The organism is Stenotrophomonas sp. YJH_SMC_20 (genome assembly GCF_059367845.1).
Genome location: NZ_JCAFRG010000008.1, coordinates 1 through 16,290 on the forward strand (window position 1 = coordinate 1; position 16,290 = coordinate 16,290).

A 16,290-nucleotide genomic window follows, 5' to 3' on the forward strand; every position below is an offset into this window, starting at 1 on the left:
GCTGGTGGAATACATCCAGTACTACAACCAAGAGCGCATCAAATTGAAATTGAAGGGCCTGAGCCCGGTACAGTACCGGGAGCAGGCCCAACAGGCCCAATCGGCCGCCTGACCCCTGTCCAAGTCTCGGGGGTCACTTCACCCTGGGGGCTCGATGGCGCCATCCATGGCGCCAACGGTCCTCACAGCCACACCGCCCCACCCTAGACAGTGTCCCGATGACGGTCGGTAGATCCACGCCATGCGTGGATGAATCTCTTTCAGATATCGAATCAATTCGGGGTCAGATCCGTTTTCCTGCGGAAAACGGATCTGACCCCAAGCGCCATTCCGGCAGATCGCGGACATCTGTCGAAGGAGGGGTGGGGGGGGTTGGGGGGGCGTGAGCCGCATGGATGCGGCGACCGAGCTTACATGGACGTACTTGCAGCGGCCCCCGCAACCGGACCCACCCCGCCATCCCAAGGAATGCACGCTGTTGCTGTTGCTGTTGCTGTTGCTGTTGCTGTTGCTGTTGCTGTTGCTTCGGCAGGTGCAGGGCTGCAAGCCCTGCCGAACAACCCCCTACTTTGCCTGCTCGCAGAACTTCTGCCGGTACTCGAGTGCCTTCGGCATCAACGCCTGCAGGTTCTGGATACGGGTACCCGGGTTCGGGTGAGTCGACGCGAACTCCGGCGGTGACTGGCCACCACTGGCCTGGCCCATGCGCTGCCACAGCGGCACCGCCTCGCGCGGGTCGAAGCACGCCGCCGCAGCCAGCATCAGTCCCACTTCGTCGGCCTGGGTCTCGTGGCTGCGCGCATACGGCAACAGATACCCATAGCCCATCGCCGACATCATCATCTGTTGCTGCTGCGCATCCATGCCGCTGGCGGCGCCGGCCATCTGCCCGATCTGGGTCAGCTTCTGCTGCGCCATCCGCTGCGCACCGTGGCGCAGCAGCGCATGGGCAATCTCGTGGCCCATCACCACCGCCATCGCGTCGCGCGTGCGCGCCACCGGCACCAGGCCGGTATAGACCGCCATCTTGCCACCAGGCAGGCAGAATGCGTTGGCCTGTTCAGATGGGATCACGTTGACTTCCCACTGGAAATCACGCGCGAAATGCGCCGGCTGAACGCCGTGCTCCTGCGCCAGTGCAGTCTCCACCACATCAACCTTGGCAATCAGGCGCTGGGCGATGTCGCGCACATCGCGCGCGATCGGCGCGTTGGAGTCCATCGGCGGCTCCTCCGAGAGGATCTGCTGGTAGGCCTGCAGGCCCAAGGCGGTCTCCTGGCGGGCGTCCAGGCTGCTGTCAATCATCACCTTCTCGCCGGTGTAGGGGTCCACCGTGCGATTGGAAAACCAGTAGAAGAGCGCATAGCCGGCGGCCAGCAACAGCACCCACCAGCGGATGTTGCCAAACAGGCCGCGACGCTGCGGGCCTTGGGGCGAGCGGGAAAAGGGATCATTGCGCATCAGGGGTCGTCCAGCAGGCCCCGCCGGCCGGCGGGCACGGCGCAATCTTAGTGCGCGGGCGCCAGCAGCGGGTGAAGCCCGGTGCCGCTCAGATGCCCCGCACCAGGCGGAAACCGATGCGCGCGCTGGTGGTGTCCGAATCCTGCGACTGCCGCCACGCCGCACGGGTCTGCTCCGGCGCGTTGGCCCAGTTGCCCCCGCGGATCACCCGCGCGCGACAGCCCGGGTTGAACCAGGCCGCGCCATCGGAGGGCGCGCGCCGGTAGCTGGCATGCCAGCAATCGGCCACCCACTCGCTGAGATTGCCCGCCATGTCGTGCAGGCCGAAGGCATTGGCCTGGAAACTGGCCACCGGCGCGGGCCCCCACCAGCCATCGCCATAGCCGATGAAGGCGTTGTGCCAGTGCCGTCCCGATGGCGAGACATCCTTGCTGCCAGTGAAGTTGCCAGCACCGGGCGGCGGCGTGCCGGCGGCGCCCCACGGATAGCGGCCACTGCTGCCGGCGCGCAGCGCGTATTCGAACTCGGCCTCGCTGGGCAACCGGTAGCTGCGCCCGGTCTGCTCGGACAACCACGCCGCATAGTTTTCGGCATCGCGGATACTGACATGCATCACCGGCGAATTGGCCATCGCGAGGCCACCGTCGTAGTCCGAACGCCAGTCCACGCCGCTGCGGCGGATGAAGTTGCCGCTGCGTTCGTCATAGACCACCGAATGGCCGCGACGGGTCGCACGCGGGCGCGCATTGGTCGCCTTCACGTAGCGCTGGAAATCGCTGACCGTCACCTCGGTGATCGCCATCGCGAAGCCTCGATCAAAGCGTACATAATGCGATGGCCGCTCGGCATCGCTGGCGCCCGGCTCGGCATCACCGGCCCCCATCTGGAAGCCGCCGTGCGGGACCACCACCATCTGCGGCCCGCGCCCGCCATCGCGCATGGCATCGCTGAATACCTGCCCCGGGCGGAAGCTGCCGTAGTGCGTGGCCAGGTCAATGCGCTCACGCAGCTGGGCCACCACCGGGTCTCCCGGCAGGGCGATGCGCAGGGCCTCGGCCAGCTTCTCGCGTGCCGGCTTCAGGCCCTGCGGCGTGGACAGGTCGCGCAGGCCGTCATCGCGCAGCTGCAGCAACACCGCCGCACGGATCTGCTCGATGCGCTCGAACGCGTCGGCAATGGTCGGCGATGAGTCGCGCACCTTGCTGGCTTCGGCCAGCCAGGTGCCCGCGCTGGCGAAATCGCGCGTGCGAGCAGCGTCCTCGGCACGACGGATCAACCCGCTTTCGGCCGCGGCCAGTCCCTGCCGTGCACGGCTGTTGTTCTCGTCCAGTGCGAGCGCCTCGCGGAAGTTGCCGATGGCGCCATCCCCGTCCTCGCCGATCCGGTCCGCGCGCAGGTCCTCTTCACCGGCGCGGTTGTAAGCGACCACCCGCTGGGCAAGCTCCACCCGACCCTGCAGTGCGCGTACCTTCTCGTCCTTGGGCGCCAGGGTCAGCAGCACCAGCGCCTGGCGGCTGGCCTCGGCCAGCGCCTCGCGCTGCTTCAGCGGCCGCACCAGCAACGCATCCGCCTGCTGCTGCAGGCGCTGGCGGGCACGCTGCAGGCCCTGGCGGGCCTGGCGGTCGTCCGGGTCCTCTTCCTGTACTGCCAGCCACAGCGGAATGGCGGCATCGGCATCCTCATACAGCCGGCCCTCAGTGAAGGCCTGCCCGGCCGCGCGGCGCAACTGGGCCAGGCTGCGGCCCTGGCGGTCCACCCGCGGCGGCGTCCACTGCTGTACATCCTCGGCGGCATCCTCACCGGCGATGGTCACGCTGCCCTGCCCGGCCTGCGGGCGCTCGTCGCTGTCTGCGTTCGCGGACGGGCGCGCCTCCTCCCCGGCACTCCGGTCCACTGCCGTGGGGGGCGACGGCGTGCAGCCTGCCAGGGCCATGGCCAAGGCGGTGCACAGCGCGGACGACAACGGAAAACGCAAGCGGAGCCTCCTTCGGCACGGACGCGCACCGACGTTAGGCTATTCTCCCCTGCCTGAGCAAACCCGAGTAGTAGGCCCTGAACCGTGGCAACCTGGATCACCACCCCCGCCGAGCTGGATGCGTACTTCCAGCAGCGCCCGGCCCGCATCGGCCTGGACACCGAATTCATCCGTGAACGCACCTTCTGGCCGCAGTTGGCTCTGGTGCAGATGGCGGTCGGGCAGGACATCCTGCTGATCGATCCGCTGATTCCCGGCATGACCGAGGCACTGGCGCCGTGGCTGGCCGATGAATCGATCACCAAGGTGATGCACAGCGCCAGCGAAGACCTGGTTGCCTTCAAGTGGACCTGCGGCGTGTTGCCGCGACCGCTGTTCGACACACAGATCGGCGCCTCGCTGGCCGGCATTGGTGGCGGCATGGGCTACCAGAAGCTGGTCGCGGAAATCACCGGCGTGGCGCTGGCCAAGGGCGAAACCCGCTCGGACTGGATGCGCCGTCCACTCTCGGAGTCGCAACTGCAATACGCCGCCGACGACGTCGAGCACCTGTTCGCGCTGCATGACGCCATTGATGCCAAGTTGCAGGCACTGGGCCGCCAGCAGTGGCTGCACGACGACGGCGAGCGCCTGCTGGCCAGCGTCGCCAATGACGAGGACCGCTGGCCGCATCTGGCGATGCGCTCGGCGCAGTTCCTCGACGCAGCCGCACAGCGCCGCCTGCTGCGCCTGCTGCGCTGGCGTGATGTGCAGGCACGCAGCAGCGACCGCCCGCGCAGCTGGATCCTGGACAACGAACTGGCCGCCACGCTGGCACGCACGCCACCGGCCGATGCCGCCGCGCTGGCCACGCTGTTTGAACAGTTCCCGAAGGCACCGCGCAAGCTCGCCGGCGCGGTGTGGCAGGCGCTGGACACGCCGCTGGCCGATGAGGCCGAGGCACCGCTGGCGTTGCCCGCCAACGACACCAACAAGCAGGCACTGAAGAGGCTGCAGGACGCCGTTGCCGAGCGCAGCCGCGAGCTGGGCCTGCCGGATGGCGTGCTGGCCTCGCGCAAGCATCTGGAAAGCTACCTGGAGCGCCGCCAATGGCCGGCCGCTCTGGCCGGCTGGCGCCAGCAGGAACTGGAGTCGCGGCTGCAGGCGCTGCTGCCGGCACGCTGATGACAAGGCGCCGGACCACGCCGGCGCCGTGCACCTCAAGCCTGCAGGGGCCGTGCTAGGGTTGGGCGGTACTGACAAGGAGACGTCGATGCAGACCCTCAAGATCGCGACCGCCTGCGCACCGCTGCTAACCACGTTGGGCCTGGCATGCTCTGGGCAGGCCGCACCGCTTTCCTACGCACAGGAAAAGGAGAACACAGCCAAGCTGGTGGACATCATTGACGGTGCCACCCGCGACGGTCTGGTTGCCGTGCTGGTGCCGGCCCCGTATGTCGTGCACAACGGCGGGCCAGGTGTCGGCTCTCCGGTCCCCGGCTTTCATCTGGGCAACCGCTCGACCGACCTACCCGGGTTCTCGACGCGGGTGTCCTTCCAGCACAAGGATATTCCCTCCCAGGGCTATGTGCAGCTGTTCAACACCAACGAACTGGAAACCGGCCCGCAGCGGACGGTGTTGATGGACGTGTTCGAGGTGCATCTGATTCCGCCGGGCACCTATCTGCTGAACGGTGCGGAGAACTACCGCCTGAACACCCGCGTGGCCAAGCTGAAGCCGCTGGGGACCACGGACGAAGTATCGAAGGACATCGGCGCCACCCGCCTGGCCGACGTCGATTACCGTTTCTATTCCTGGAAGAAGGTCTGGGTACCACCCGGCGTCCTGACCGATCAGCACTCCCAGCAGGTCTGCATCTCGGTGCATGTGGCCTCCGGCAACTGCGTGGCATGGGGCACCCAGAACTACGAAACCTCGCGCCCGACCGAAGGCTACTGGGATGACAGGATCGTCCCTGAAGACATCCCTGCCGTACGCATCCAGGCGGTCATCGCCAAGGCCCACGCGCCACTGGCCTTCACTGCCCGCGAAGGGCAGATCCTGCTCAGCCCCTTCATTGTTGCCGCCGACGGCGATATCGATTTCAACGCCAACGACTGCGCACCGGTCGACAAGCTGATGGGATGCGCCCTGCGCCGCTTCACGGTGCACTACCAACCCGCGCCGCTGGACGCTGCACGCAAGCACATCGCAATCACCTCGCGCGGCCTCAACGGCAAGCAGCGCAAGGTACTGGAGCGGATGGAGGCGATGCAGCTGCAGGTGCTGGGCCCCAGTGCGCCGTCCGATGCAGCGCTGGGCAAGGGCGTCAGCGCCACGCCTTGAGCACGGATGATGCCTGGCCAGCAACGAAAAACGGCGCTCGATGAGCGCCGTTTCCGGTACACGACGGGGTAAGGCTTACCAGTTCATGTTCAGCGAGACACCGACGGTGCGCGGTTCGTTGTAGACCGCGGCCATGTAGTTCTCGATCACACCCTTGAGGTTCTTCTCGTTGGTGATGTTGCGCGCGAACAACGCCACTTCATAGGCACCGTAATTGCCCGAGTAGCCGATCTTCAGGCCACCTTCGAAGTCACCCTTGGAGTTGAACTCCTTGCTGTCGTACAGCACGAAGCTGGTGTAACCCTGCTTGTTCCAGTCGGTGGACACGAACATGGTGCCGGCGTCGCTGACCGGGAAGTCGTAGCGGGCGGCCAGGTTCACGTTGTACTTCGGTGCGTTCGGCAGCGGGTTGCCGTCGATCTGCGCGAAGGTGTTGGCGCCGACCTTGATGGTCGGGTCATTCACCGTGCACACCACCTGGCCGTTGAGGCCGCAGACCTGTGCGTAGACGCGCTTGTCCTTGATCTCGCTGTGCAGCAGGCTCAGGCCGGCGCTCAAGGTCAGGTTCGGGATCGGGCGCAGCTCCATGTCGGCTTCGAAGCCGTAGGCCCTGGCCTTGTCGGCGTTGAACAGCACGCCGTTGCCGTCCGAATCGTTGCCGTTGAGCTGGATGTCGTTGACGGTGTAGGTGAACGCGGTGGCGTTCAGGCGCAGGCGGTTGTCCCACAGGCTGCTCTTCACGCCCGCTTCCCAGGACAGGATCGTCTCGGAATCGGCGGTGGTGAAGTCGGCATTGAACACTGCCGAACGACCCTGGATGGTCGGGCCACGGAAGCCACGCGCGACCTTGGCGTAGACGCTCACGTCCGGCGTGATCTGATACATCGCGCTCAGATCCCAGCTCGGGGTGGTGTCGGACATCTTGACGTCGGTGCGGCCCTTGTAGGTGACCACGCCGGCAGCGGTGTCGGCGGTCTTCAGCAGGCGGGTGTGCTTCTCGTCCCTGGTCTGGCGCAGGCCGGCGGTGACGGTGAACTTGTCGGTGAAGGCGTAGCTCAGCTGGCCGAAACCGGCCCACGAGGTGTTCTTGTTGCGCAGGCGCACCCAGTTGTTCGGGTTGCGTGCCGCGCCCTGCAGGAACCAGGCGCGCTGGTAGAAGTCGGTGGTGTCGCTGCCGTTGAAGTAGAACGCACCGGCCTGCCACTGCAGCGCGCTGTCGTCATGGCTGGCCAGGCGGAATTCCTGGGTCCACTGGTCCAGGTCGCGGATGCGGCCCATCGACTGGCCGTAGCCGTTCGGCACGCCGTTCACCGGGAAGTTCACCGCAGCGCCGCCGTCGGTGTCGCCACGGCTGTAGCCGGAGGTGGTTTCGTAGGCGGTGATCGAGGTGAAGTCGATCGCGCCGAAGTCGTAACGTGCCTTCACCGAGCCGCCGTAGGTCTTGTAGGCCTGCGGATTGTTGCCGGCTTCGTCGTAGGCAACCTTGTCGCGCGGCACGTCGGTCTTGTTCGAGCCCTTGGTCAGCGCACCGCGCAGGAACAGGGTCGAGGTACCTTCGTAATCACGAGCATGGGCCGAGGCCAGGATCGAGAACTGGTCGCTCGGGGTCAGCAGCAGCTGCGCGCGCACGTTGCGGTCATCGAAGCCGCCCATGGCGTTCTTCTTCGGGCTGACCGTGCCGTCGGCGCTCGGGCCCCTGTAGGTGTTGTCGACGTAGTCGTCGCGGTGCTGGTACAGCGCCGACACGCGGAACGAGGCAATGTCGTTGATCGGGCCGCCGAAGCCGCCGTCGATCGACACGCTGTTGTAGGTGGCGTAGCTGGCGCTGACGCGGCCGGTGTAGTCCTGGGTCGGCTTCAGGGTGTCGAACTTGACGATGCCGGCGGTGGTGTTGCGGCCGAACAGCGAGCCCTGCGGGCCGCGCAGCACTTCCACCTGGTCTACGTCATAGACCGGGTTGGACTTCAGCACCACGTGCTCCAGCACCACGTCGTCCTGGATGATCGACACCGGCTGCGAGGCTCCCAGGTAGAAGTCGATGTTGCCCAGGCCGCGGATGTAGAAGCGCGGGAAGATGCGGCCGGTGGTGGTTTCCGCATACAGGCTCGGCACGCGGCCGGACAGTGCCAGCAGGGTGTCGTCGCCGCCGGCGGTGAAGTCGCGCATGCGCTCCCCCTGCACCACACCCACCGAGACCGGCACTTCCTGCAGGTTCTGCTCACGGTGTTCGGCGGTCACGGTGATCGTGTCCAGGCCGGTCGGGGTCGGCGCACTGTCCTGCGCGGCGGCACCGAAGCTGCCCGCCAGGGCCAGGCCAGCACAGGCCAGGGCCAGCGGGTGACGGCGGAAGGAAACAAAGGAAGACGACAGACCCGACAGGCGGCGGGAATCGGAATGGGAGGGCATGGAATGCTCTGAGGAGGCGTCCGTGCGGCCTGCGCGAGCCGGGCGGCAAAAGGGAGGAGAACTGCGCAAGCGGCCATTATCCCCCAAATTGTTACGATTTCGTTGCGCGGACCCCGCCGCGGCGAACCGAACGGTTTCGGCACCATTGCGCGCGCTCACGCCGCGTCGTCCGGCGTCCCGGATCGGCTTGGCAAGGCGCGGCCACTTGGCTACACTTGAGTCCTGCCGTGGGGCCATAGCTCAGCTGGGAGAGCGCGTCGTTCGCAATGACGAGGTCAGGAGTTCGATCCTCCTTGGCTCCACCACTCTTCAGAAGAACCCGCAGATCGCCATGATCTGCGGGTTTTTTCTTTTCAGCGCCTCCGGCTCAGGCCGGCTCCTGGTCTCCATCCTTGCGTTGCGGGCCGCGCGAGTGCGTATCACGCACCTGTTGATCGCGCTGCCCCGGCCGCTGCTTGGCCACATCGTCTTGCTTCCTGTCCTGGCGGCTTTCCTGGATGCCCTGCTTCGGGTCCTGATCCCTGCTTTGCTCGTTCATCGAAAACTCCCTCGCCAGCAGCAGGCCAGCGCTGCCACCACGCTAGAGGTTGCCGGGTGAGCCGCAGGTCAGTCCCGCGCCAACATCCTGTGCAGGAAGCGGCTTGCCGCCACCGCCCCGCCCAGCCAGAATCCGGGGCACCACGCTCACCGGTGTGCCATGCCCTCCTCTGCCCAGCACGCAGCCCACGCGTTGCCGATGCTCCTCAATGCGACCGACGGCAGCATCCAGCTCGGCAACCTGCCAGCATTGATCGGCCCCACCTTGTTACTGGACGAAGCGCGTGCCGCCTTTGCCCCGCTGGTCCGAGGGGAGCGCGATGTCGGCACCGGCTATCGCTGGCTCAGCCTGCACCGGCTCAGCCTGGGCGGTGTGCCCGCTGGCATCAGCCTGTGCTTCCACGGGCAACAGCTCGACATGGTGACGATCGGCGTCGATCTGCCTGGTGCGACACTGGAAGACGGCTGGCCGACCCAGGCCGCGATCGATGCCGAAGTCGCTTTCATGCGGCGCACCTTGGCCACGGCACTGGGGCGCAAACTGGCAGGTGGCCGCGCCCGGTTCGACTGGGGCGAAGCCTGGGCCGGTTTCGATCCGAAGGGCTTCATGGCCAGCAGCGGCATCCGCTACGCGCCACGCTCCTGACCCCGCTCAGGTACGTGTGATCGACACCCCACCTTCCACACGCATCGCGGTTCCGGTAACGAAACTGCTTTCATCGCTGGCCAGGAACAGCGCCGCGTTGGCGATCTCCTCCGGCTCGGCCATGCGCTTCAGTGCGTGCAGCGCGCGCACGAAGTCGCGGGCATCGCCGGTGGGTGCGGCCTGCCGCCCCATCTCGGTATCGGTACCACCGGGCAGCAGCACATTGCTGCGTACGCCGCGCGCACCGTATTCGGCGGCGATCACCTGGCTCAGGCCGATCAGCCCGGCCTTGCTCGACGCATAGGCCGCCATGCCCGGGAAGCCCACGGTGTGACCGACGAAAGTGCCAACGAACACCAGCGAGCCGCCGCCGCGCGCCAGCAGTGCCGGCAACTGCGCACGTGCGGCATGGAACGCGGCATCCAGATTGGTGGCCATCACTTCACGCCAAGCGTCCACCGGGAACTCCGCTGCCGGCACGCCCGGCCCGAGCATGCCAGCATTGTTGAGCGCGATGTCCAGGCCGCCGAAGGACTGCTGGGCCAGATCGACCAGCGCTTGTGCCGTGCCCGGGTCAGCCACGTCAGCGGCATGCGCCACGGCTTCGCCACCGGCGGCGCGAATCTGCTCGACCAGCGCCTGCAGCGGCTCCGGCCGCCGTGCGTTGAGCACCAGCTTCGCCCCTTCGGCGGCGAAGCGCAGCGCGCTGGCGCGGCCAATGCCAGCGCTGGCACCGGTGATGAGAGCGATCTTGTTGTTCAGGCGCATGGTCGTGGTGCCGGTTGTGAAGTGGCCGCCACGATGCCGCGCCTTCGGCCTGCCAACACTCCGTTTCCGGGCCTGGCCCGTCGGTGCAGGAAACGGAGTTTCCGCAGAACCGGCGCGTGCCAGAATCCGGCCATGGACAGTACCGCCACCACCGCCCTCGATGCCCGCGTCGAACGGGTCTGCCGCCACCTGCAGACCAGCCTCGACGAACCCTCACTGCAGGAACTGGCCGACATCGCCGGCTGCAGCCCGACCCGGCTGCACCGCCTGTTCAAGCAGGCCACAGGATTGACCCCCAAGCAGTACGCTGCCGCGCTGCGCGCCGACCGCCTGCGCACCGGGCTTGAACAGCAGGAACGCATCACCGATGCCTTCCATGATGCCGGCTTCGGTTCCAGTGGGCGCTTCTACGAGAACGCACCGAAGTTGCTGGGCATGACGCCCAAGCAATGGCGCGCAGGTGGTCGCGGCGAAGTCATCCATTTCGCGCTTGCCGAAAGTTCATTGGGCAGCGTGCTGGTGGCCAGCAGTGCCACCGGCGTGGTCGCGATCCTGCTCGGCGACGATCCGGAGACGCTGCTGCAGTCATTGCAGCAACGCTTCCGCCAGGCCGTACTGGTCGGCGCCGACCAGGGCTATGAACAACTGGTGGCACAGGTGGTGGGCCTGGTCGAGGATCCCACGCGGGGCGCCACACTGCCGCTGGACATCCGCGGCACCGCGTTCCAGCAACGGGTATGGCAGGCCTTGCAGCAGATCCCACGTGGCCAGACCGCCTCGTATGCCGACATCGCCGCGCGCATCGGCGCGCCGCGATCAAGCCGTGCGGTGGCTCGCGCCTGCGCCAGCAATCCACTGGCGGTGGCCGTCCCTTGCCACCGCGTCGTACGTCGCGATGGGGACCTGTCCGGCTATGCGTGGGGCGTAGCGCGCAAGCGCGAACTGCTGCGCCGGGAAAAGGCCTCGACTGCCTGACGTGGGTGCCGACCTTGGTCGGCACGCCCAGCTTCCGGTAGGTGCCGACCTTGGTTGGCACACCGCCAAGCCCTCAATCCAGCTTCACCACCAGCTTGCCGAAGTTGTGCCCCTTCAACAGCCCGAAGAACGCCTCCGGCGCATTCTCCAGCCCTTCCACCACATCCTCGCGGTACTGGATGCGGCCTTCGCGCAGCCACTGCGGCATCTCGCGTTCGAAGTCCGGCCACAGGTGGTTGAAGTCGTGCACGATGAAACCGCGCACGGTCAGGCGCTGGCGCAGAATCTGGCTGAACAGTGCGGGCAACCGGTCCGGACCGGGCTGCTCGACGCCCCGCTCGTTGTAGGTGGCGATGGTGCCGCACACTGGAACGCGGGCGAAGTCGTTGAGCAGCGGCAGCACTGCATCCAGCACGTGCCCGCCCACGTTCTCGAAATACACGTCGATACCCGCAGGAACCGCTGCGCGCAGCTGCGCGGCGAAATCAGCGGCGCGATGATCCAGCGCCACGTCCACCCCCAACGTCTGCAGGTAAGCGCGCTTGGCTTCGCCACCGGCGATGGCGACCACGCGCGCGCCCTGCAGCTTGGCCAGCTGCGCCACGGTCGCGCCCACCGGCCCGGTCGCGGCAGCCACCACCAACGTCTCGCCCGGCTTCAGACGGGCGATTTCATGCAGGCTGGAATAGGCGGTGAAGCCGGGCATGCCATATACCCCCAGCGCCGTACTCAGCGGCAGCCCGGCCGGATCCAGCCGGCGCCCCAGTGCCTTGGCCGGCAGCACCGCGTGGGTCTGCCAGCCACCCGGTGCCAGCACCAGCTCACCTGTGGCTACGCCCTCGGCGTTCGACTGCAACACCTCGGCCACGGTCTGCCCTTCCATCACCGCGCCCACCGCCACCGGCGCGGCGTACGACGGGCCCTCGTCCATGCGTCCCCGCATGTACGGGTCCAGCGACAGGTAGCGGTTGCGCAGCAGCACCTCGCCGTCGCCCAAGGGCGGCAGCGCGGCATGCTCCAAGCGGAAATTGGCTGCAGTAGGCGCCCCCAGCGGACGCGACGCCAGCACGATGCGGATGGTGGTCGATGAGTCGGACATGACGACGATCTCTGCTGTTGCCAGCGTCAGGAAGAGAACGCCGACACTACGCCGCAGCGTGCCCCAATGGCGGTCACGAAAACAGCGTTCCATGTCAGGTGTCGGTGCCGTCCAAGCGCTGGCCCCGCCACACCGCTTTTGTCGATCACCGTGGCCCGCTGAATTCCGCCGCAGGCGATGATCACCGCGCCGCCGCGCCCGGATTAATCGGCATCCAGCGCGCCCCCGCCCCGCGACGGCGGATCAAGTACTTGCGCCTGCGCAGACGGCAATGTGAAGGTTTTTTGCCAAAATGCTTGCCGTAGGCGACTGACCTCCGTAATATGCGCGTCCTTGGCAGCGACCTCGCTGCAATGAACTACGTGGCCGAGTAGCTCAGTTGGTAGAGCAGGGGATTGAAAATCCCCGTGTCGGCGGTTCGATTCCGTCCTCGGCCACCACGTTCGACAGCCTGCAGAAATGCGGGTCTTTTTTTCGGGAATCGCAGTTGATCGTGATTGCCACACAGTTTGGCCGAGTAGCTCAGTTGGTAGAGCAGGGGATTGAAAATCCCCGTGTCGGCGGTTCGATTCCGTCTTCGGCCACCATCTTTCGAGACCTGCAGAGATGCAGGTCTTTTTTTTGTCCGTGCTTCGCGCACTGCACAAGTTGCGGATGCGGCGCCTGCGCACACGCCCGGTTGACGAAACATTTACACCGGCATGCGCGGCGGCACCTACGCTCCAGACTCCTGCCTGGAGCCTAACGATGCCTCTGCGCCCTGCCCTGCTCGCCTGCCTGCTGCTGGCCGCCTTCCCGGTGATCGCCACTGAACCTGTGCGCGCGGTCGAGCGCCTGGACATCGATCGCTACGCCGGCCAGTGGCACGAGATTGCGCATCTTCCGGTTTCGTTCCAGAAGCAATGCGTGGGCGATATCACCGCCAACTACGGGCTGCGCCGCGATGGCCGCATCAGCGTCACCAATACCTGCCGCAACGGCGACGGAGAACGTGTGGTTGCTGAAGGCGTAGCACGCCCGGTCGCCGGCCATCCCGGCCAGTTGCAGGTGCGCTTCGTGCCGGACTGGCTGAGCTGGGTGCCGCTGGTCTGGGCCGACTACTGGGTCCTGGCCCTGGACCCGGACTATCAGTGGGCGTTGGTCGGTGAACCGGACCGCAAGTACCTGTGGATTCTCTCGCGCCTGCCGGAAATGGATCGCGCCCGGTTCGAACAGCTGAAAGAAAAAGCCGAAGCCATGGGCTACGACCTCGGCCCACTGCGCCTGATGGCCCCGATCCGCGATACACCCACCGACTGAACCTCCCCGCATCCGGCGCACCACGCGCGCGCCATCCGGCGCCGCGCACGCCCGGCCGCCATCTTCACGCGCTACCCTCTGCGACGGGTCGCCACAGGCGATCCAAACGACCATACGCCGTAGTATGCTTATCCAACGCACCCCTTCAGAGGAACTGCGCCCATGCTCCACCGTTTCCGTATCGCCTTGATCGTCCTGTGCACCCTCGCCCTTGTTGCCTGCAACAACGGCATCGTCAAGCGTGTTTCGGAACCGGCGGCCAGCCTCCAGCAGCTGACCGTGCGCGCCGACGGCAACTGGACCGTGGCCCTGCGCCTGCAGAACTACAGCTCCATGCCCATGACCTTCGATGACGTCGCGCTGGCGCTGACCGTCGGCGACAGCGACGCCGGCACCCTGCAGGCCAAGCCGGGCATCTCCATTGGCGGCACCTCAGCCGATGTCATCAATGTTGACCTCGTGCCCAGCTCGGCCGCACGCCTGGTGGTGGCCGACGCGCTGGCCAGCAACCGCACCCTGGCTTACGGCCTGAAGGGAACGGTGGCGGCCACGCCGCAGGAAAAGAAGCAGCGCAGCTTCGATATCAGCAGCCGCAGCACCCTCAACCAGGCGCCCGGCCTGCCGGGCGTGCTGCGCTGATTTCCACCTTCCGTCGCGGCGCCTGGCGCCACTCTCCCTGCCCTGATCAAACCGAGACGTACCGATGAGCAGCTACACCGCCCCGCTTTCCGACCTCCGTTTCGCCCTGCACGACGTGCTCAAGGTCGAACCCCTGTTCGCCCGCCTGGGCTTCACCGACGCCACCGCCGACGTGGTCGATGCCGTGCTGGAGGAAGCCGGCCGCTTCAGCGCCACCGTGCTGGCCCCGCTCAACAGCGTCGGCGACGAGATCGGCTGCGTGCTCGACCAGGCCACCGGTGAAGTGACCACCCCGCCCGGCTTCAAGCAGGCCTACGACCAGTTCGTCGATGGCGGCTGGACCGGCCTGACCGCCTCGCCGGAACTGGGTGGGCAGGGCCTGCCGCACACCCTGGGCGTGCCGCTCAACGAAATGATCAACGCCGCCAACCTGGCGTGGGGCAACTTCCCGCTGCTCTCGCACGGCGCCATCGAAGCGCTGAAGCAGCACGGCGAAGCCTGGCAGCACGAGGCCTTCCTCAAGCCGCTGATCGAAGGCCGCTGGACCGGCACCATGTGCCTGACCGAACCGCACTGCGGCACCGACCTGGGCCTGCTGAAGACCAAGGCCGAGCCGAATGCCGATGGCAGCTACGCGATCACCGGCACCAAGATCTTCATCACCGCCGGCGAGCACGACCTGACGGGCAACATCGTGCACCTGGTGCTGGCCAAGCTGCCCGACGCCCCTCCGGGCGCCAAGGGCATCTCGCTGTTCGTCACCCCCAAGTTCAAGGTCGACCGCGAAGGTAACGTCGGCGAGCGCAACGCACTGCGCTGCGGCTCGATCGAGCACAAGATGGGCATCAAGGGGTCGGTCACCTGCGTGATGAACTTCGATGGCGCACAGGGCTACCTGGTCGGCCAGCCGCACAAGGGCCTGCAGGCGATGTTCACCATGATGAACACCGCGCGCCTGGGCGTTGGCCTGCAGGGCATCGGCCTGTCTGAGCGCGCCTACCAGAACGCACTGAAGTACAGCCGTGAGCGCCTGCAGTCGCGCGCCCTGAGTGGCGCCAGGTTCCCGGACAAGCCGGCCGACCCGATCCTGGTCCACCCGGATGTGCGACGCATGCTGCTGACGGTGAAGTCGCTGGTCGAAGGCAGCCGCCTGCTGGCGCTGCACGCTGCCACCCTGATCGACATTGCCCACCATGCCGGCGATGCCGCCGAGCGCGAGCGCGCCGACACCCTGGTGAGCTTCCTCACGCCCATCTCGAAGGCCTGCCAGACCGAATGGGGCATCGAGAACACTTACAACGCCCTGCAGTGCTTCGGTGGCCACGGCTACATCCGCGAACACGGCATGGAACAGCTGGCCCGCGATGCGCGCATCACCACGCTGTATGAAGGCACCACCGGCATCCAGGCGCTGGACCTGATCGGCCGCAAGACCGCCTCCAGCCAGGGCGCCGGCCTGAAGCTGATGCTGGCCGAGATCGAAGCCTTCGCCAAGGAACACGAGGGCAACGAAGCGCTGGCCGAGTTCATTGGCCCGCTGCGCGCCAAGGCCGCCGAATGGGGCAAGCTGACGATGGACGTGCTGCAGCGCGCGGCCGGCAATCCGGACGAACTGGGCGCAGCCAGCTACGACTACCTGTTCTATTCGGGTTACGTAGTGCTGGCCTACTGGTGGGCCCGCAGCGTCGCCGCCGCCGATGCCAGCGCGCACGGTGCCGCTTTCGCCCAGGGCAAGCGCGAAACCGCGCGCTTCTACTTCGCCCGCGTGCTGCCGCGCACCCTCAGCCACGCCGCCGCCATCCAGGCCGGCGCCGCCCCGCTGATGGCAATGGACGACGAGCGCTTCGGCGCCTGAGCCGGGCTGCCGCCCGGCACCCGCGGTAGTGCCGGCCGCTGGCCGGCAACCGCAATAGGAACAGCTGGATCCCGGTGGATGGCGGGGCGGTGTGGGCTGGCAGGACACGCCGTAAACCCCGCTCCGCGGTCCGGCCCAGCCGCTGGCGGCTGGGCGTTCGGGCGCTTGCGAAGCAGTGCTTCGCAAGCAAAGCGCCCTCACCCCTGGGGGCTCGATGGCGCCTTGCTCGTGTGCGCTGTCCTGCGCACACGGCAAGACCGGGGTTGGGGCGTCCTGCCCAACCCGCCCGAAGCATGCCTCGGGC

General features: G+C 66.9%; 14 protein-coding genes and 3 tRNA genes. 11 read left to right on the forward strand and 6 right to left on the reverse strand.

Going from position 1 to position 16,290, the window contains the following annotated elements; translation table 11 throughout:
• The coding region (locus tag AC5P6A_RS14010) for an IS3 family transposase (RefSeq protein WP_288042072.1) at nt 1–112 on the forward strand (112 nt) is incomplete at its 5' end.
• 452 nt (nt 113–564) lie between these two features.
• Here the strand turns inward: AC5P6A_RS14010 and AC5P6A_RS14015 are convergent.
• The gene (locus AC5P6A_RS14015; RefSeq protein WP_019660530.1) at nt 565–1,461 is read right to left on the reverse strand and encodes a M48 family metallopeptidase; all 897 of its coding nucleotides are present in this window, start codon (nt 1,459–1,461) and stop codon (nt 565–567) included.
• An 88-nt stretch (nt 1,462–1,549) separates the two neighbouring features.
• Complete coding sequence (locus AC5P6A_RS14020) at nt 1,550–3,436, reverse strand: formylglycine-generating enzyme family protein (protein WP_346715168.1); 1,887 nt, start codon at nt 3,434–3,436, stop codon at nt 1,550–1,552.
• An 84-nt stretch (nt 3,437–3,520) separates the two neighbouring features.
• On the opposite strand from AC5P6A_RS14020, the gene rnd reads away from it, so the two are divergent.
• Nucleotides 3,521–4,600: a ribonuclease D gene (gene rnd / locus AC5P6A_RS14025; protein ID WP_346715167.1), complete on the forward strand. Its 1,080-nt coding sequence runs from the start codon at nt 3,521–3,523 to the stop codon at nt 4,598–4,600.
• Nucleotides 4,601–4,688: 88 nt separating this feature from the next.
• Nucleotides 4,689–5,762, forward strand: a complete 1,074-nt coding sequence (locus AC5P6A_RS14030; protein ID WP_058979641.1) for a hypothetical protein — start codon at nt 4,689–4,691, stop codon at nt 5,760–5,762.
• A 75-nt stretch (nt 5,763–5,837) separates the two neighbouring features.
• Here AC5P6A_RS14030 and AC5P6A_RS14035 read toward each other — a convergent pair whose 3' ends face one another.
• Nucleotides 5,838–8,168, reverse strand: a complete 2,331-nt coding sequence (locus AC5P6A_RS14035) for a TonB-dependent receptor (RefSeq protein WP_346715166.1) — start codon at nt 8,166–8,168, stop codon at nt 5,838–5,840.
• A 229-nt stretch (nt 8,169–8,397) separates the two neighbouring features.
• Here AC5P6A_RS14035 and AC5P6A_RS14040 point away from each other — a divergent pair.
• Nucleotides 8,398–8,473: transfer RNA gene (locus tag AC5P6A_RS14040), tRNA-Ala, on the forward strand.
• A gap of 62 nt (nt 8,474–8,535) precedes the next feature.
• Here the strand turns inward: AC5P6A_RS14040 and AC5P6A_RS14045 are convergent.
• Nucleotides 8,536–8,706 carry a hypothetical protein gene (locus AC5P6A_RS14045; RefSeq protein ID WP_019660537.1) on the reverse strand — a complete coding sequence of 57 codons (171 nt, stop codon included), beginning with the start codon at nt 8,704–8,706 and terminating at the stop codon, nt 8,536–8,538.
• Between the two features lie 159 nt (nt 8,707–8,865).
• Between AC5P6A_RS14045 and AC5P6A_RS14050 the strand changes: the two genes are divergently transcribed.
• Entirely contained in the window at nt 8,866–9,351 is a 486-nt protein-coding gene (locus tag AC5P6A_RS14050; RefSeq protein ID WP_019660538.1) for a hypothetical protein, read from the forward strand.
• 6 nt (nt 9,352–9,357) lie between these two features.
• Here the strand turns inward: AC5P6A_RS14050 and AC5P6A_RS14055 are convergent, their stop codons facing one another.
• On the reverse strand, nt 9,358–10,119 hold the full coding sequence (locus tag AC5P6A_RS14055) for an SDR family oxidoreductase (RefSeq protein WP_134735705.1): 762 nt from the start codon (nt 10,117–10,119) through the stop codon (nt 9,358–9,360).
• 132 nt (nt 10,120–10,251) lie between these two features.
• Between AC5P6A_RS14055 and AC5P6A_RS14060 the strand changes: the two genes are divergently transcribed.
• Nucleotides 10,252–11,094, forward strand: coding sequence for a bifunctional transcriptional activator/DNA repair enzyme AdaA (locus AC5P6A_RS14060; RefSeq protein WP_233653913.1), 843 nt, complete (start codon nt 10,252–10,254; stop codon nt 11,092–11,094).
• 73 nt (nt 11,095–11,167) lie between these two features.
• Here AC5P6A_RS14060 and curA read toward each other — a convergent pair whose 3' ends face one another.
• Complete coding sequence (gene curA, locus AC5P6A_RS14065; protein WP_346715165.1) at nt 11,168–12,193, reverse strand: NADPH-dependent curcumin/dihydrocurcumin reductase; 1,026 nt, start codon at nt 12,191–12,193, stop codon at nt 11,168–11,170.
• A 364-nt stretch (nt 12,194–12,557) separates the two neighbouring features.
• On the opposite strand from curA, the gene AC5P6A_RS14070 reads away from it, so the two are divergent.
• The 5 genes from AC5P6A_RS14070 to AC5P6A_RS14090 all read left to right on the forward strand — a co-directional run bounded on the left by AC5P6A_RS14070 (nt 12,558) and on the right by AC5P6A_RS14090 (nt 15,986).
• Nucleotides 12,558–12,633, forward strand: a tRNA-Phe gene (locus AC5P6A_RS14070).
• A gap of 71 nt (nt 12,634–12,704) precedes the next feature.
• Nucleotides 12,705–12,780 (forward strand) — tRNA-Phe (locus AC5P6A_RS14075).
• Nucleotides 12,781–12,940: 160 nt separating this feature from the next.
• Nucleotides 12,941–13,492: a lipocalin family protein gene (locus tag AC5P6A_RS14080; protein WP_329866764.1), complete on the forward strand. Its 552-nt coding sequence runs from the start codon at nt 12,941–12,943 to the stop codon at nt 13,490–13,492.
• 162 nt (nt 13,493–13,654) lie between these two features.
• Nucleotides 13,655–14,131 carry an LEA/WHy family protein gene (locus AC5P6A_RS14085; protein ID WP_010486516.1) on the forward strand — a complete coding sequence of 159 codons (477 nt, stop codon included), beginning with the start codon at nt 13,655–13,657 and terminating at the stop codon, nt 14,129–14,131.
• 64 nt (nt 14,132–14,195) lie between these two features.
• The gene (locus AC5P6A_RS14090) at nt 14,196–15,986 is read left to right on the forward strand and encodes an acyl-CoA dehydrogenase C-terminal domain-containing protein (protein ID WP_111098304.1); all 1,791 of its coding nucleotides are present in this window, start codon (nt 14,196–14,198) and stop codon (nt 15,984–15,986) included.
• Nucleotides 15,987–16,290 lie beyond the last annotated feature (304 nt).

Coding starts and splice junctions, on each gene's coding strand:
- AC5P6A_RS14035 (WP_346715166.1), bottom strand. CDS start 8,168: ATGCCCTCCCATTCCGATTCCCGCCGCCTGTCGGGTCTGTCGTCTTCC.
- AC5P6A_RS14090 (WP_111098304.1), top strand. CDS start 14,196: ATGAGCAGCTACACCGCCCCGCTTTCCGACCTCCGTTTCGCCCTGCAC.
- AC5P6A_RS14060 (WP_233653913.1), top strand. CDS start 10,252: ATGGACAGTACCGCCACCACCGCCCTCGATGCCCGCGTCGAACGGGTC.
- AC5P6A_RS14030 (WP_058979641.1), top strand. CDS start 4,689: ATGCAGACCCTCAAGATCGCGACCGCCTGCGCACCGCTGCTAACCACG.
- AC5P6A_RS14050 (WP_019660538.1), top strand. CDS start 8,866: ATGCCCTCCTCTGCCCAGCACGCAGCCCACGCGTTGCCGATGCTCCTC.
- AC5P6A_RS14045 (WP_019660537.1), bottom strand. CDS start 8,706: ATGAACGAGCAAAGCAGGGATCAGGACCCGAAGCAGGGCATCCAGGAA.
- AC5P6A_RS14085 (WP_010486516.1), top strand. CDS start 13,655: ATGCTCCACCGTTTCCGTATCGCCTTGATCGTCCTGTGCACCCTCGCC.
- AC5P6A_RS14080 (WP_329866764.1), top strand. CDS start 12,941: ATGCCTCTGCGCCCTGCCCTGCTCGCCTGCCTGCTGCTGGCCGCCTTC.
- AC5P6A_RS14015 (WP_019660530.1), bottom strand. CDS start 1,461: ATGCGCAATGATCCCTTTTCCCGCTCGCCCCAAGGCCCGCAGCGTCGC.
- curA (WP_346715165.1), bottom strand. CDS start 12,193: ATGTCCGACTCATCGACCACCATCCGCATCGTGCTGGCGTCGCGTCCG.
- AC5P6A_RS14055 (WP_134735705.1), bottom strand. CDS start 10,119: ATGCGCCTGAACAACAAGATCGCTCTCATCACCGGTGCCAGCGCTGGC.